Below are 14,600 nucleotides of genomic sequence, written 5' to 3'. Positions count from 1 at the left end.
CGAGCGCGCCCGCCGGCGCTTGGCCTGCTGCTCGTCCAACGGGGGAGGAAAGCTGTCCATTACCGCGCATTCTCACAGCGCCGCAGCCGGAGCAAGACCCAAGACCTGCTCGGCCAGCAGCAACGCGAACACCATGAATAGATATAGGATCGAATAGCCGAAAAGCCGACGTGCGGCGGAAATCATTTCGGTTTTTTCCGTCAGCCGGAAGATGCGCCAAGCGAGGTGGAGGAACACCACTCCCATCGCGGCCATGACGAGCACATAGAGCGGACCGGCAAACCCGAGCAGCCATGGCAAAATGGCGGTCGGCGTCAGCAGCAGCGAATAGATCAGGATCTGCCGGCGCGTCTCCGCAGCCCCCGCGACCACCGGCAGCATCGGCACGCCGGCGCGCGCATAGTCGTCCGAGCGGAACAGCGCCAGCGCCCAGAAATGCGGCGGCGTCCACAGAAAGATGATCAGGAACAGGATCACCGGCTCCAGCGCGATGCCGCCGGTCGCCGCCGTCCATCCAACCACCGGCGGAAGCGCGCCCGCAGCTCCGCCGATGACGATGTTCTGCGCCGTCAGGCGCTTCAGCCACATGGTGTAGACGACGACGGAGAAGAAAATCGTGAAGGCGAGAAGACCGGCCGCCAGCCAGCCGACGAGGATGCCGAGAACCAGCACGGAACCGGATGCCAGAGTGAGACCGAAGGTGCGCGCCTCCCCCGCCGAGACCCGCCCCTGGGGCACCGGGCGGCGCGCTGTGCGCGTCATCACCGCGTCGATGTCGGCGTCGTACCACATGTTCAGCGCCGCGGCGGCGCCAGCCCCGACGGCGATGCATATAAGCGCGGTGAAGGCCAGCACCGGATGCATGGCCCCCGGCGCCACCACCAGGCCGACCAGGGCGGTGAACACCGACAGCGACATGACCCGCGGCTTCATCAGCTCGACATAGTCGCCGACGCTGCCGCCGCCGATCGCCGCGGCGTGGCGTTGCTTGCTGGTCTCGGCGCTCGTATGCGACATGCGCAATGCCTTGCTTAGCGGCCCCGGGGCTCTGCCTACCTTATGCGCGGCAGGGTCTCGTACTGGTGGAACGGCGGCGGCGAGGGCAAGGTCCATTCGAGGGTCGTCGCGCCGGTGCCCCACGGATTGGCTTCCGCCTTTCGCTTCTGGGCGAAGGCAACAATGACCCCGATCACGAACGCGACCGTGCCAGCCGCCGACAGGTAGGAGCCGAGCGAGGAGACGAAGTTCCAGCCGGCGAAGGCGTCCGGATAGTCGACATAGCGGCGCGGCATGCCGGCAAGCCCGAGAAAATGCTGCGGGAAGAACAACAGATTGACGCCGATGAAAGTCAGCCAGAAATGGGTACGGGCGAGTACTTGGTTGTACAGATAGCCGGTTATTTTCGGGAACCAGTAATACCAGGCCGCGAAGATGCCGAAGGTGGCGCCGAGCGACATGGTGTAGTGGAAATGCGCGACCACGTAATAGGTGTCGTGCAGCGAGCGGTCGATGCTGGCATTGGCGAGCACGACGCCGGTGAGGCCGCCGATCGTGAACAGAAAGATGAAGCCGATCGCCCACAGCATCGGCACGCGGAATTCGATCGAGCCGCCCCACATCGTCGCGATCCAGGAGAATATCTTGATGCCGGTCGGCACCGCGATGATCATGGTCGCGGCGGTGAAATAGGCCTGCGTGTCGACATTCATGCCGACCGTATACATGTGGTGCGCCCAGACGACGAAGCCGATCGCGCCGATCGCCACCATCGCATAGGCCATTCCGAGATAGCCGAAGATCGGCCTCTTGGAGAAGGTCGACACGATGTGGCTGATGATGCCGAAGGCCGGAAGGATGAGGATATAGACCTCGGGATGGCCGAAGAACCAGAACAGGTGCTGGAACAGCAGCGGGTCGCCGCCTCCCTCGGGGCTGAAAAAGGTGGTGCCGAAATTGCGGTCGGTCAAGAGCATGGTGATGGCGCCCGCGAGCACCGGCAGCGCCAGGAGCAGCAGGAATGTCGTCACCAGGATCGACCAGACGAACAGGGGCATCTTGTGCAAGGTCATGCCCGGCGCGCGCATATTGAAAATCGTGGTGATGAAGTTGATGGCGCCGAGGATCGACGACGCGCCGGCAAGGTGCAGCGCCAGGATCGCGAAGTCCATTGCCGGCCCCGGCTGTCCGGTTGTCGATAGCGGCGCATAGACGGTCCAGCCCCCGCCGACGCCCATGGCGTTCGGCGGGCCCTCGACGAACATGGAAATGACGAGCAGGCTGATCGCCGGCGGCAGCAGCCAGAAAGAGATGTTGTTCATGCGCGGAAAGGCCATGTCCGGCGCGCCGATCATCAACGGCACCATCCAGTTGCCAAAGCCGCCGATCAGCGCCGGCATGATCATGAAGAACACCATGATCAGCCCGTGCGCGGTCACGAACACATTGAACGTATGCGGATTGGCGAAGATCTGCATGCCGGGTTCCTGCAGCTCCAGCCGCATGCCGATCGACAACACGCCGCCGATCAGTCCGGCGCAGATCGCAAGGACAAGGTACATCGTGCCGATGTCCTTGTGGTTGGTCGAGTAGGCGTAGCGGCGCCACCCGGTCGGGTGATCGTGAGCGCCGCGGGCCGCGGTATGTGTCGCCATCGTCATAGTTTTTGATTTCCGCTCCGTCTTGCCTATGGGCCGGGCGCATCGCTTACCGATGCACCGCGGCCGTTCATTTGCCGGCCGAACCGTTCAATGCCGCCGTCCAGTCGTCCGCCCTTGCCGGCATGTCCGTCTTCGAAGCGAACATCCTGTTCGCCTCGCCGATGCCTGCCATCTGCGCCGTCTTGACCCAGGCGTCAAACTCGTCCTCGCCGACAGCCCGCACCGTGATCGGCATGAAGGCGTGGCCCGTGCCGCAAAGCTCGGAGCACTGGCCATGATAGAGCCCCGCGCGCTCGACCTTGAACCAGGTCTCGTTGAGCCTTCCCGGCACCGCGTCGATCTTGACGCCGAAGGCCGGGATCGCCCAGGAATGAATGACGCCCTGCGGATCGGCGGTGACGATCAGCCGCACGACCTTGCCGACCGGGACCACGACCTCGGCATCGACGGTCAACAGGCGCGGCTGGCCCGGCTGCAGGTCCTGGTCGGGGACCATGTAGGAATCGAAACTGAAGTCGCCATTGTCCGGATATTCGTAAGTCCAGTACCACTGCACGCCGATCGCCTTGATGGTCAGCTCGGGGTCCTCGATCTTGTACAGGTAGTCCTGCTGGAAATAGAGCAGGCGGAAGGAGGGAATGGCGATGACCACAAGGATCAGGATCGGGAGCACGGTCCAAGCCACTTCGAGAACCGTGTTATGGCTCGTCTTTGACGGCGTCGGGTTGGCGCTCTTGCGGAAGCGGACCATGCAGACGAGCAGGAGCCCCAGCACGAAGGCCATGATCACCGTGATGATCGGCAATAGCAGGCCGTCGTGGAACCACGTAATCTCGTGCATGACCGGCGTCGCCGCATCCTGAAAACCGAGCTGCCAATCGACCGGCGCGCCGGACTGTGCGCGAACCGATGCCGCGGCAACCGCCATGCCGGCCGCGAACGCGGCGGCTCGGCCGGCCAAGCGCTTGAATATCGTCATCGTGCTCATTATCTGGTTCGTCGTCCTGCTTCCCACCGCGCGCTCCGGCGCAAGATCGGATGACCCGCTTTATCAGCCCCTCTGGGGCGCGGCGCGCAAATTGCCATCCGTCGATTGAGCAAGGAAAGGCTTTCCACGCCAACGCAGCAAATCGGCACCCAAGCCGCGCGGCCAGCGAAAAATTGGCCAGATTTCCGCTGCCGTCAATGAATGATTGCTGGAGCTTATTCCCATTCCTGCTGTCCTTGTCGGCCCGCGGCGGCAAAGGCACAATTTGCAGGGGCCGAAATTGGAATGCGTCTAATCACAATCCCACCGGCCCCGCAAGACCACAGGGAACGGTACCGCCTTCTGCGGCGATTTTACACACTCGACCGCTGCCAGGCGCCCCGAATGACGGCGCCAGGAGGCGGGCCGGCTCGCACAGCGCCAACTTGACATTGCGGGCGCGTCTGTTACCAGCCTAGAGCGGTGGCGGGGTCATCATTTTGCCCGGTTTCATGGGCTACGCCACATTCCGGGGTGACGGTGCGGCCGGCAGAAGAGACGCGAGACCCTTGGCAAGACCCGACGGTTGGAGGAATTCGATGGCGCGCTTGGCGGCGGCGTTGGCGATCGCTGCGGCGGCGCAGATTGCCGGCGCTCCCATGGCGGTGGCGGAAGGCAAGATCAAGGCGACCTTCGACGACTGGAACCTGGTCTGCGACACGCCGCCCGGCGCCCGGGCCGAGCAATGCGCCATGGTGCAGAGCGTCGTCGCCGAGGACCAGCAGAATGTCGGCCTGACGGTCATCGTGCTGAAGACCGCCGACGGCCAGAAACGCATCATCCGCGTGCTGGCGCCGCTTGGCGTGCTGCTGCCTTCCGGTCTTGGGCTGAAGATTGACGATGTCGATGTCGGCCGCGCCGGCTTCGTGCGCTGCCTTGCCAATGGTTGCATCGCCGAGGTCATCATGCAGGACGATTTGATCGCCAAGCTCAGGGCTGGTACCACCGCCACCTTCATCGTGTTCAAAACGCCCGAGCAGGGCGTCGGCATTCCGGTAACGCTGAAGGGCTTCTCCGGCGGTTTCGAGCAGCTTCGCTGACAAGGCCATGGGCGACAGGGCGCAGCCGCAGTTCGATCTTCTGGGCGCTAACGCGGTCGACCGCGGGCGTGCCCAGGCGGTGCTCGCCGAGGCGGTCGACGGCGGCGACGACGGCGAATTGTTCCTGGAATTGCGCAAAAGCGAAGGGCTCGTCTTCGACAATGGCCGGCTCAAATCGGCAAGCTACGGCACGGCCCAGGGCTTCGGCCTCAGGGTCGTTGCCGGCGAGGCGGTCGGCTACGCGCACGCCTCCGAGATTTCTGAAAGCGCGCTGCGCCGCGCGGCCGCGGCCGCCAGCGCCGTCAAGCGCCACCATGCCGGTGTCGTCGCTGCGGCGCCGGCGCGAAGCAACCAGAAGCTGTATACCGATGTCTCGCCGCTCGATGCGCCGGATTTCGCCGCCAAGACGGCGCTCTTGGCCGAGATCGACGCCTATGCCCGGGCCAGGGACGAACGCGTGCGCCAAGTCAGCGTCTCGCTCACCGGCGAATTTCAGTCGGTGGAGATTCTGCGCGCCGACGGGGCGAGCTACCGCGACCAGCGCCCGCTTGTGCGCCTCAACGTCGCCATCGTCGCCGAGAAGAACGGCCGCCAGGAAAGCGGCACTTCCGGCGGCGGCGGGCGCCTTTCCTTCAAGGCGCTGATCGATCCCGCGTCCTGGCGCCATCACGTCGACGAGGCGCTGCGTCAGGCCCTGGTCAATCTTGAATCGGTGCCGGCGCCGGCCGGCGAAATGGACGTGGTGCTGGCCTCCGGCTGGGCCGGGATCATCCTGCACGAGGCGGTCGGTCACGGCCTTGAAGGCGACTTCAACCGCAAGAAGACTTCCGCCTTCTCCGGCCTGTTGGGCGAGCGGGTGGCGGCTGCCGGCGTTTCGGTCGTCGACGACGGCAGTATCGCCGATAGGCGCGGCTCGCTGTCGATCGACGATGAAGGCACGCCGACCGGAACCACCGTGCTGATCGAGGACGGCATTTTGGTCGGCTATATGCAGGATCGCCAGAACGCCCGGCTGATGGGCATGACGGCAACCGGCAACGGCAGGCGCCAGTCCTATGCCCATGTGCCGATGCCGCGCATGACCAACACCTATATGCGCGCCGGCGACAAGGACCCGGAAGAGATCATCGCCTCGGTCAAGAACGGCATCCACGCGGTCAATTTCGGCGGCGGCCAGGTCGACATCGTCTCGGGAAAGTTCGTCTTTTCCTGCACCGAAGCCTACAAGATCGAAAACGGCAGGCTCGGGCCGCCGCTCAAGGGCGCGACCCTCATCGGCAATGGCCCCGACGCGCTCACCCGGGTCGCGATGGTCGGCAACGACATGAAGCTCGACCCCGGCGTCGGCACCTGCGGAAAGGCCGGCCAGGGGGTCCCGGTCGGCGTCGGCCAGCCGACCGTGCGCATCGACCGGCTGACGGTGGGCGGAACGGGTTAGAGCGGTTCCTGGCCATAGGAAGCTCGCGTGGCGGGGCAGACAAGCGGAAACCTTCTGACCGACGCGCTGGTGCTACTGGCCGCGGCCGTGATCGCGGTGCCGCTGTTCAAGCGCCTCGGCCTCGGGGTCATCCTCGGCTATCTGGCCGCCGGCATCGCGCTCGGGCCGTGGGGCATCGGCCTGTTCGCCGCGCCGGATGAGGTCCTGCGCATCGCCGAGCTCGGCGTCGTCCTGCTTTTGTTCATCATCGGCCTGGAGCTGAACCCTGCGCTGCTGTGGACCATGCGTCGCGATGTCTTCGGGCTCGGTTCGGCCCAGGTCCTCCTGTGCGGCGGCATTCTCTATGCGGCCGCGCTGGGGGCCGGGCTGTCGTGGCGCCCGGCGCTTATCGCGGGCTTCGCGCTGGCTCTCTCCTCCACCGCCTTCGGGCTCCAGCTCCTGCAGGAGCGTGGCCAGCTCAAGAGCCCTTACGGCCAAAAGGCCCTGGCGGTGCTGCTGTTGCAGGATCTGAGCATCGTGCCGCTGCTGGCGCTGGTGCCGCTCATCGCGCCGTTCAGGGAGACCGCCGACGCCGGCGCCCTGGGCCTCAGGGCGGCGACCATCGTCGGCGCCGTCGTCGCCGTCATCCTCGCCGGCCGGTTTCTTCTCAATCCGCTGTTCGGCCTGCTCGCCAAGGCGGACGCGCGCGAGATCATGGTCGCGGCGGCCCTTCTCGTCGTCTTCGGCGCCGCCTTCCTCATGCACGAGGCCGGCCTGTCGATGGCGCTCGGCGCGTTCCTTGCCGGCGTCATGCTCGCCGAATCCTCGTTCCGGCATCAGCTCGAAGCCGACATCGAGCCGTTCCGCGTTCTGCTGCTCGGTCTGTTCTTCATCGGCGTCGGCATGTCGATCGACCTTGGGCTGATCGCCGGCGCCTGGCCCTATGTCCTGGTCGGGGTCGTTGTCGTTCTGGCCTCGAAGGGGGTGTTCATCTGGGCGCTGGCGCGGCTGTTCGACTGTTCCAACGCCAACGCCCTGCGCGTCGCGGTGACTATCCCGCAAGGCGGCGAGTTCGGCTTCGTGCTGTTCACCGCCGCGGTCACCGCCGGGATCATGTCGGTCGGGGAGGCCAACCTTCTCGCCGCCATTGTCATCCTCACCATGGCGGCAACGCCGCTGTTGGGCGCCGTTTTCGAGCGCACCGCCGCCATGCTCGCGGCGAGCGGCGTGCCGGCCGACGTGGTGGAGACGTTCAGCGAGGCCAAGCCGGTCGTCATCGTGCTGGGCTTCGGTCGCTTCGGCCAGGTCGTCGGCCAGATGCTGATGGCCGAGGGCCTCGGCATCGTCGCCATCGACCGCGACCCGAATCGCATCGCAGTCGCACGCCGGTTCGGCTACACGGTTCACTACGGCGATGCCACGCGCGTCGACGTGCTGCGCGCTGCCGGCGCCGGCTCGGCGGTGCTGATCGCGCTATGCATCGACAACAGGCCGGCCATGACCAAGGCGATCGAGGCGATCCGCTCGACCTTCCCGGATACCGCGATCTTCTGCCGCGCCGCCGATCATGAACACGCGGCCGAGCTTGCCGCCGAGGGTGTCGACTACGCGATCCGCGAGACCTTCGAATCGGGAATCGCCTTCGGCAAGGCGGCGTTGGAGCATGTAGGCCTCACGCCGGAGCGCATCGCGGCGATCGAGCATGAATTGCGCGACCGGGAACGGCCCCGCAAGGAGAAAGAGGGTGGCGGGAGCGCCGCCTCGGATGAGCAGCGCCGGCGCGACCCGGGCTCAACGCCCGATCGGCCGGCTTAGAGCGCTCGCCGGTCGAGTGGTTCCATCCGACCGGCGAGAGTTCTGATGTCGGGTCAGTGGCGCCGTAGCGGGCGGCCCCAGAGGCGCCCCCGGCGCCGGTATTCGACCGTTTCGGCAAGATTGCGCGAAGGGTCGACCCAGACAGGTTGCGCCAGCGCGGACGTGACATCGGTGCGGGAAAGCCCGATATCGGCCAGCAGCCGGTCGTCGAGCAGAGTCATCCGGCGCACCGCCCGGCGGTTGCCGACGGCTTGAAAAAACCGCGCGATCTCGTGAAAGGCCCGCCGCCCGAACCCGGCGGCGGCTGGGCCTATGGGCGTCGTCAACTCCCGTTCGGCAGCTTCGTTGAATCGATACATCGCATCTCTCCTGATCACGGCGCGGCGCCAAGCCGCGAAAATATGCGCTGTATATGGCGAACGGAGATTGATTAATCCAACGAATGTTTTTAATATGACCCATCATCAATTGTGATCGGTTAAAATCATGCCCAGGCTCCTCGATATCGATCAGTTGCGAACCTTCACCGCGATCGCCGAGACCGGCAGCTTTACCAAGGCCGCCGACGAGGTTCACAAGACCCAGTCGGCCGTCAGCATGCAGATGAAGCGGCTCGAGGAACGCATCGGCAAGCCGGTCTTCGAGCGCGACGGCCGGCAGAGCCGGCTGACGGCGGACGGCCAGCGGCTGCTCGAATATGCAAGGCGGATCCTGCAGATCAACGACGAGGCGGTGTCGGCCTTCGCCGAACCCGAGCTGACCGGCAGCATTCGGCTTGGCTTGCCCGACGATTATGCCGATCGCCTGCTGCCGCGCGTGCTCGCGGCGTTCGCGCGCAGCCATCCGGGTATCGAGATCGACGTCTTGTGCGAGCCGTCCACGTGCATCTTCAAGCGCATCGAGGAAGGTCGGCTCGACCTCGGCATCGTCACCCACGGCGACTGCGGCGGGCTCGGCGAGATCTTCCGCCGCGAGCCGCTCTACTGGGTGGCCTCGGAGCAGCATTGCGCCGAGAAAATCGAACCCTTGCCGCTGGCGCTCGGACAGCAGACCTGCACCTGGCGGCGCGAGGCGCTCGCCGCCCTCGACCGGATCGCGCGGCCCTATCGCATCGCCTATGTCAGCCCGAGCGCTGCGGCGCTTTCCGGCGCCATCCTCGCCGGCTTGGCGGTATCGGTGCTGCCGGAGAGCGCGGTGCGCAACGAAATGCGCATCCTGAAATCCGCCGACGGGTTCCCCGCCCTGCCGGCCTGCGACATTGCCTATCTCCGGGCGCGCCAGGCGCGACTGCCGATTCACGACGCGCTGGTCGGCCACATCGTCTCGCGGCTCGGCAACCTACCGACGGCGATGGCCGCCGAATGAGGCTCTAGAGCGGTTCATGGTTATAGGAAACCATTTGACCGGGATGATTTTGCGCCGTGGCCAAGCGCGGCTCGCCGGGCGATGCGGTGCATCGGCCAACAGCCGCAACACCGCCACGGCGCAAAAGAACCCGGCCTTCGGTGGGCCAAATCGACCCACCGGGTTCGTTGCGGCGCTCGCCCGATATCCCGTATCGCGCGTCGCGCCGCGCCTGCCCGGATGAACCGATTTGGCCCATCGAATCGATCCCCTATAACCATGAACCGCTCTAGTTAGTACGCTTCCTCTTCGAACAGCCGGTCGATGTCGCCCTTCCAGACCTCGTGGTAGCGCTTGAGCAGACGCTCGGCCGCCGTCTCGCCGGACCAGACGATCGATTCCACCGTGTCGAGATAGAGCGTCTCATTGTCGCCGGTGGTGTTGAGGTTGCCGCGCCGGGTCAGGCCCTCGCGGGCGAGCGCCACCAGATCCTTGGCGACATCCTGGACGCTGCGCCCGCCGATGCGCGCGGCAAGTCCGAGCCGCGGCACCGAATCGCGCAGCGCCTCGCGCTCCTCCGCGCTCCAGCCCTTGGCCAGGTCCCAGGCAGCCTCGAGCACGTCGGAATCGTAGAGCAGGCCGGCCCACAGCGCCGGCAGCGCGCACAATCCGCGCCACGGCCCGCCGTCGGCGCCGCGCATCTCGATATAGTTCTTCACCCGCGTCTCCGGAAACAGGGTGGTCAGATGATCGGCCCAGTCGCCCATGCCCGGCCGCTCGCCCGGCAGCGCCTCCAGCCTGCCGTCGAGAAAATCCCTAAACGAGGCGCCCGCGACGTTGATGTAGCGGCCGTCGCGAAAGACGAAATACATCGGCACGTCAAGGGCATAGTCCACATAGCGCTCGAAACCCATGCCTTCCTCGAAGGCAAAGGGCAGAAGCCCGGTCCGCTGCGGGTCGGTGTCGCGCCAGACCTCGGCGCGGTAGGAAAGATAGCCGTTCGGGCGGCCCTCGGCGAAGGGCGAGTTTGAGAAGATCGCGGTGACGATCGGCTGCAGCGCCAGGCCAACGCGCAGCTTCTTGACCATGTCATTTTCGGACGCAAAGTCGAGGTTCACCTGCACCGTGCAGGTCCGGTACATCATGTCGAGGCCGTGGCCGCCGACCTTCGGCATGTGGCTGACCATGACGGCATAGCGCCCCTTGGGCATGTGCGGCGTCTCGGCAAGCGTCCATTTCGGCGAGAAGCCGAGCCCGAGAAAGCCGACGCCGAGATCGGCGGCGACGGCGCGGACTTCCTCCAGATGCGTGTTCACCTCCTGGCAGGTCTGGTGCAAGGTCTTGAGCTGTGCGCCGGAGAGCTCGAGCTGGCCGCCGGGTTCGAGCGAGATCGCCCCGGTTGCCTCGGGGCACCGCAAGCCGATGATGTTGCCGGCCTCGATCGCCGGTTCCCAGCCGAAGCGGCGGGCGAACTCCTTCAGAAAAGCGGCGATGCCCTGCGGGCCATCGTAGGGCATCGGCGAATGGTCGGCGAGGCAAAAGCCGAATTTCTCGTGCTCCGTGCCGATGCGCCACTCCGAGCGCGGCTTGCAGCCGCGCTCCAGAAAGGCGACGAGATCGGCCTTGCTCTCGATCGCCCCTTCCACCACCTGGGGAATGGACATTGAGTCCTCTTGATGCTCTTGAGGTCAAGCCCCTGTAAGCGCTCCGGGGCCACAATTGCAAGCGATGGTTTAGGCGTTCACGGAATTGAGATCGCCGAGCGTGGCCTGAACCAGGGCCAGCGCCGCGACGGCGGCGGTGTCGGCGCGCAGCAGGCGGGGCCCGAGTGAAATGATGGTCACATAGGGCTTTGCGCGGATCGTCTCGCGCTCCTCCGGGGCAAATCCGCCCTCCGGGCCGACCATGACAGCAAGCGGACCCGGTGGGAGCCGAGCCAACGCCGTCAAGGGGTTGCCGGGCGGCGCCTCCTCGTCACACAGGATCAGCCGGCGCCCATCGTCCCAGCCCTCGATCGCCTGGACAAGCTTCACCGGCGCGCGGACCTCGGGGACCGACAGGATGCCGCATTGCTCGGCCGCCTCGATGACGTTGGCGCGCATGCGATCGACATTGACCCGCTCGGAGACGGTGCGCGCCGTCATCACCGGCTGCAGCAGCGAGGCGCCCATCTCGGTCGCCTTCTGCACCAGATAGTCGAGGCGGGCGCGCTTGAGCGGCGCGAACAGATAATGCAGGTCGCAGGGCGACGTCTGGCCGCGGGTCCGGCTCGCGACGGCAAGGGTGCAGGCGCGCTTGCCGGGTTCAGCGATCTTGCTCAGCCATTCGCCGTCGTTGCCGTTGAACAAGAGCACGCTTCCGCCCTGCCTGAGGCGCAGCACGTTGAGGAGGTAATGCGCCTGGCCTTTCGGCAATGAAATCTCGGCCCCCGGCTTCAGTGCCTCGGTCACGAACAGTCTCGGGGTCGCAAAATCGTAGCGTGCCATTTGGCCGATCCGTTTACGCGCTTCGCGGTGCCGTTTCCAGTGACCCTTGACCCCGGCGGAACAACGCGCGACTTCTCGGCCATGCCAAGCGACGCGGAAATGACCGGACAGGCGAGCGGAACCGTCGCCGACGCGGTCCAGGACAGTTGGGTCGACAGTAGGGCGCCCGCCCGGGCGCGGCCCTATCTGCGCCTGATGCGCCTCGACCGGCCCATCGGCACCTGGCTGTTGCTGTGGCCGTGCTGGTGGTCAATCGCCCTTGCCGCGCTCGCCACGGGTGCGGCCTATCCCGACCCGTGGCTGATCGCGCTGTTCGGCATCGGCGCGGTGGTCATGCGCGGCGCCGGCTGCACCTATAACGACATCGTCGACCGGGACTACGACATGCAAGTGGCGCGCACGCGCTCGCGGCCGATCCCGAGCGGCCAGGTGTCCGTCGCCCAGGCCTGGGCCTTCGCCGTCGCGCTGTGCCTCGTCGGGCTATTGATCCTTTTGCAGTTCAATGTCTTCGCCATCGGCCTCGGCGTCGCCTCGCTCGCCGTCGTCGCCATCTATCCGTTCATGAAGCGGGTCACCTGGTGGCCGCAATTCTTCCTCGGGCTGGCCTTCAATTGGGGGGCGCTCTTGGGCTGGGCGGCGGTGCGCGGGCGGCTCGATTGGGCCGCCGCCGCGCTCTATGTCGCCGGCATCTTCTGGACCCTCGGCTATGACACCATCTACGCCCACCAGGACAAGGAGGACGACGCGCTGATTGGGGTCAAGTCGACGGCGCGGCTGTTGGGCGCGTCGACCAAGCCCTGGCTCATCGTGTTCTTTGCGCTCGCCACTGCGTTCCTCGGCCTTGCCGGCCATCTCGCAGGCACCGGCGCGGTCTTCTATGCGGGACTTGCGGCGAGCGCGCTGCACCTTGCCTGGCAGGTCGCGACGCTGAACATCGACGACCCGGACCGCTGCCTGAAACTGTTCCGCGCCAACCGCGACTATGGCCTCATCATCTTCGCCGCCATCGTCGCCGACGCGGCCTATGCAGCGCTGGGCTGAGCGGAGCCCTTTCGACACATGACGCCGGGACCGAAGATGGGATGCAGTCCAAGACCGGAATGGACCCGCTTCGCTTGGGGCGCGGAAATCGGGGCCGGTCACAAGTAAGCGCGAAATGCCGGTAAGGGAAATTCAGGCATGATCAGCTTCAAGGCAGCGGTTCTCGATACGTGCACGATGGTTCGCCCGTTTTCGGAAAGCCGGCCCTTGCGGATCGAGACGATCGAGGCCGAAGGTCCCCAGGCGCACGAGGTGCTGGTCAAAATCAAGGCGGCAAGTCTATGTCGTTCCGACCTGTCGGTGATCACCGGCGTGCGCGCCTGGCCGATGCCCATCGTGCCGGGTCACGAAGCCAGCGGGGTCGTCGAGGACGTCGGCGCCGAAGTCATTCGCATTGCGCCTGGCGATCAGGTGGTTCTGGTCTATCAGCCGCATTGCGGCACTTGTCGGTACTGCGTTGCCGGCAGCCCTCATCTCTGCGAGCCCGGCCTTGCTGCAAACCGTGCCGGAGCATTGTTGACGGGTGGCCCGCGCCTTTCGCGCAACGGCCACACGCTTCATCATCACATGGGACTTTCCGCGTTTGCCGAGATGGCGATTGTGTCGGAGCATTCGCTCGTCAAGGTCGAAAAGGCCTTGCAACCCGACATCGCCGCGCTCTTTGGCTGCGCGGTGATGTGCGGTGCCGGAAGCGTCATCAATACCGGTCGAATCAAAGCGGGAGAAACCGTCGCTATTGTCGGTATCGGCGGCGTCGGTGTCAGTGCCGTCCTTGGCGCCCAACTAGCGGGAGCAAGCCGGATCATTGCGGTGGATCCCGACGCCGAGAAACGCGAAATCGCAAAATCGCTTGGCGCAACGGATGCAGTCGATGGCAGCCCCGGCGCTGCGAGTGAGATCCTCGAACTGACCGGTGGCGGAGTCGACTGCGCGATGGAGACGGCGGGAACTCTTGCAGCCTTCGAAACCGCCTATGCATCGGCAAAGCGCGGCGGCCGCGTCGTGACTGTTGGGCTGGTCGACCCCAAGACGCCATTTGCGCTCGATGTCGCAGCCCATGTCACGAGCGCCAAAACAATCATCGGCAGCTACATGGGAAGCTGCAATCCCGTGATCGATATTCCGAAATTCGTCGAACTCTTCGTCGAAGGCCGATTCCCGGTCGATCGGCTGATCACCCATCGGATGCCACTTGCCGACGTCAATACGGCGCTCGAAAACATGGCGGCGAGTAAGGCTTTGCGTCAGATCTTGATCCCGTGATGCCGGGAGAGCTCGGCCGCAAACGGACAGGGAGAACCCGCCCGATCCAAATGATCGTCTATTGATACGAGGTCTGGAGAATCTAATCAGTTGCGGGCGATGATTTCCCGGCCGCGGACGAGGCCGGGCGGCGGCGCGCAACAGGGGCGGCGTTTGACGACCATCATCGGGCGGCGCTTGACGATGCGCGCGTCGAGCCGGCGCGGCCGCGGGCGGTAGGCGACAAGCTTGCCGATGCGCCGGACAGGCCGGCGCGATATCCTCGACCGCAACGAATAGGCGAAATCGTCGTTGGCCGCGGCGAGCTGCGCTGCGGCCGCCGCGTCAAATGGCGTATGACCGAGACCGTGCGCGCCAAAGGCGGTAGCCTGTCCGCCGTCGTTCTGGAGACGCCTCACCCTGCAACTCCCTGTCTGTCCCGCATTGCGCGGGTACGTCGTTGCCGGGCAAGGTCCCACAAAAAATTTTGAGGCGACTTAAGCAGATAGATGGCATTTTATCGAATCGAGT

General features: G+C 65.5%; 14 protein-coding genes. 7 read left to right on the top strand and 7 right to left on the bottom strand.

What is annotated here, in order from left to right; translation table 11 throughout:
* Positions 1-72: 72 nt before the first annotated feature.
* From Q8P46_17195 to coxB, 3 genes are all read right to left on the bottom strand, one after another.
* Complete coding sequence (locus tag Q8P46_17195) at positions 73-1,017, bottom strand: heme o synthase (GenBank protein MDP2621884.1); 945 nt, start codon at positions 1,015-1,017, stop codon at positions 73-75.
* Positions 1,018-1,052: 35 nt separating this feature from the next.
* On the bottom strand, positions 1,053-2,651 hold the full coding sequence (ctaD, locus tag Q8P46_17190; protein ID MDP2621883.1) for a cytochrome c oxidase subunit I: 1,599 nt from the start codon (positions 2,649-2,651) through the stop codon (positions 1,053-1,055).
* Between the two features lie 73 nt (positions 2,652-2,724).
* Complete coding sequence (gene coxB / locus Q8P46_17185; GenBank protein ID MDP2621882.1) at positions 2,725-3,585, bottom strand: cytochrome c oxidase subunit II; 861 nt, start codon at positions 3,583-3,585, stop codon at positions 2,725-2,727.
* Between the two features lie 638 nt (positions 3,586-4,223).
* Between coxB and Q8P46_17180 the strand changes: the two genes are divergently transcribed.
* The 3 genes from Q8P46_17180 to Q8P46_17170 are packed head-to-tail and all read left to right on the top strand — an operon-like array spanning position 4,224 to position 7,956.
* Positions 4,224-4,724 (top strand): invasion associated locus B family protein, encoded by a 501-nt coding sequence (locus Q8P46_17180; protein MDP2621881.1) that lies wholly within the window; start codon positions 4,224-4,226, stop codon positions 4,722-4,724.
* A 7-nt stretch (positions 4,725-4,731) separates the two neighbouring features.
* A complete protein-coding gene (gene tldD, locus Q8P46_17175) occupies positions 4,732-6,162 on the top strand; it encodes a metalloprotease TldD (protein MDP2621880.1) in 1,431 nt (476 codons plus the stop codon).
* Positions 6,163-6,189: 27 nt separating this feature from the next.
* The gene (locus Q8P46_17170; protein MDP2621879.1) at positions 6,190-7,956 is read left to right on the top strand and encodes a monovalent cation:proton antiporter-2 (CPA2) family protein; all 1,767 of its coding nucleotides are present in this window, start codon (positions 6,190-6,192) and stop codon (positions 7,954-7,956) included.
* A 53-nt stretch (positions 7,957-8,009) separates the two neighbouring features.
* Here the strand turns inward: Q8P46_17170 and Q8P46_17165 are convergent, their stop codons facing one another.
* Positions 8,010-8,315 (bottom strand): DUF1127 domain-containing protein, encoded by a 306-nt coding sequence (locus Q8P46_17165; GenBank protein MDP2621878.1) that lies wholly within the window; start codon positions 8,313-8,315, stop codon positions 8,010-8,012.
* A 127-nt stretch (positions 8,316-8,442) separates the two neighbouring features.
* On the opposite strand from Q8P46_17165, the gene Q8P46_17160 reads away from it, so the two are divergent.
* Both Q8P46_17160 and Q8P46_17155 read left to right on the top strand, forming a co-directional pair.
* A complete protein-coding gene (locus Q8P46_17160; protein ID MDP2621877.1) occupies positions 8,443-9,321 on the top strand; it encodes a LysR substrate-binding domain-containing protein in 879 nt (292 codons plus the stop codon).
* A gap of 43 nt (positions 9,322-9,364) precedes the next feature.
* Positions 9,365-9,544 carry a hypothetical protein gene (locus Q8P46_17155; GenBank protein MDP2621876.1) on the top strand — a complete coding sequence of 60 codons (180 nt, stop codon included), beginning with the start codon at positions 9,365-9,367 and terminating at the stop codon, positions 9,542-9,544.
* A gap of 49 nt (positions 9,545-9,593) precedes the next feature.
* On the opposite strand, the gene Q8P46_17150 is transcribed toward Q8P46_17155, so the two are convergent.
* Both Q8P46_17150 and Q8P46_17145 read right to left on the bottom strand, forming a co-directional pair.
* Entirely contained in the window at positions 9,594-10,964 is a 1,371-nt protein-coding gene (locus Q8P46_17150) for a glutamate--cysteine ligase (protein MDP2621875.1), read from the bottom strand.
* 69 nt (positions 10,965-11,033) lie between these two features.
* On the bottom strand, positions 11,034-11,786 hold the full coding sequence (locus Q8P46_17145; GenBank protein ID MDP2621874.1) for a 16S rRNA (uracil(1498)-N(3))-methyltransferase: 753 nt from the start codon (positions 11,784-11,786) through the stop codon (positions 11,034-11,036).
* A gap of 99 nt (positions 11,787-11,885) precedes the next feature.
* Between Q8P46_17145 and ubiA the strand changes: the two genes are divergently transcribed.
* Both ubiA and Q8P46_17135 read left to right on the top strand, forming a co-directional pair.
* The gene (gene ubiA, locus Q8P46_17140) at positions 11,886-12,827 is read left to right on the top strand and encodes a 4-hydroxybenzoate octaprenyltransferase (protein ID MDP2621873.1); all 942 of its coding nucleotides are present in this window, start codon (positions 11,886-11,888) and stop codon (positions 12,825-12,827) included.
* Between the two features lie 138 nt (positions 12,828-12,965).
* A complete protein-coding gene (locus tag Q8P46_17135) occupies positions 12,966-14,090 on the top strand; it encodes a zinc-binding dehydrogenase (protein MDP2621872.1) in 1,125 nt (374 codons plus the stop codon).
* 86 nt (positions 14,091-14,176) lie between these two features.
* Here Q8P46_17135 and Q8P46_17130 read toward each other — a convergent pair whose 3' ends face one another.
* Positions 14,177-14,488 carry a hypothetical protein gene (locus tag Q8P46_17130; GenBank protein ID MDP2621871.1) on the bottom strand — a complete coding sequence of 104 codons (312 nt, stop codon included), beginning with the start codon at positions 14,486-14,488 and terminating at the stop codon, positions 14,177-14,179.
* Between the last annotated feature and the right edge of the window lie 112 nt (positions 14,489-14,600).

The sequence above is a fragment of the Hyphomicrobiales bacterium genome (assembly GCA_030688605.1).
Taxonomy (GTDB): domain Bacteria; phylum Pseudomonadota; class Alphaproteobacteria; order Rhizobiales; family NORP267; genus JAUYJB01.
This window is presented reverse-complemented; position numbering and strand designations above follow the sequence as displayed.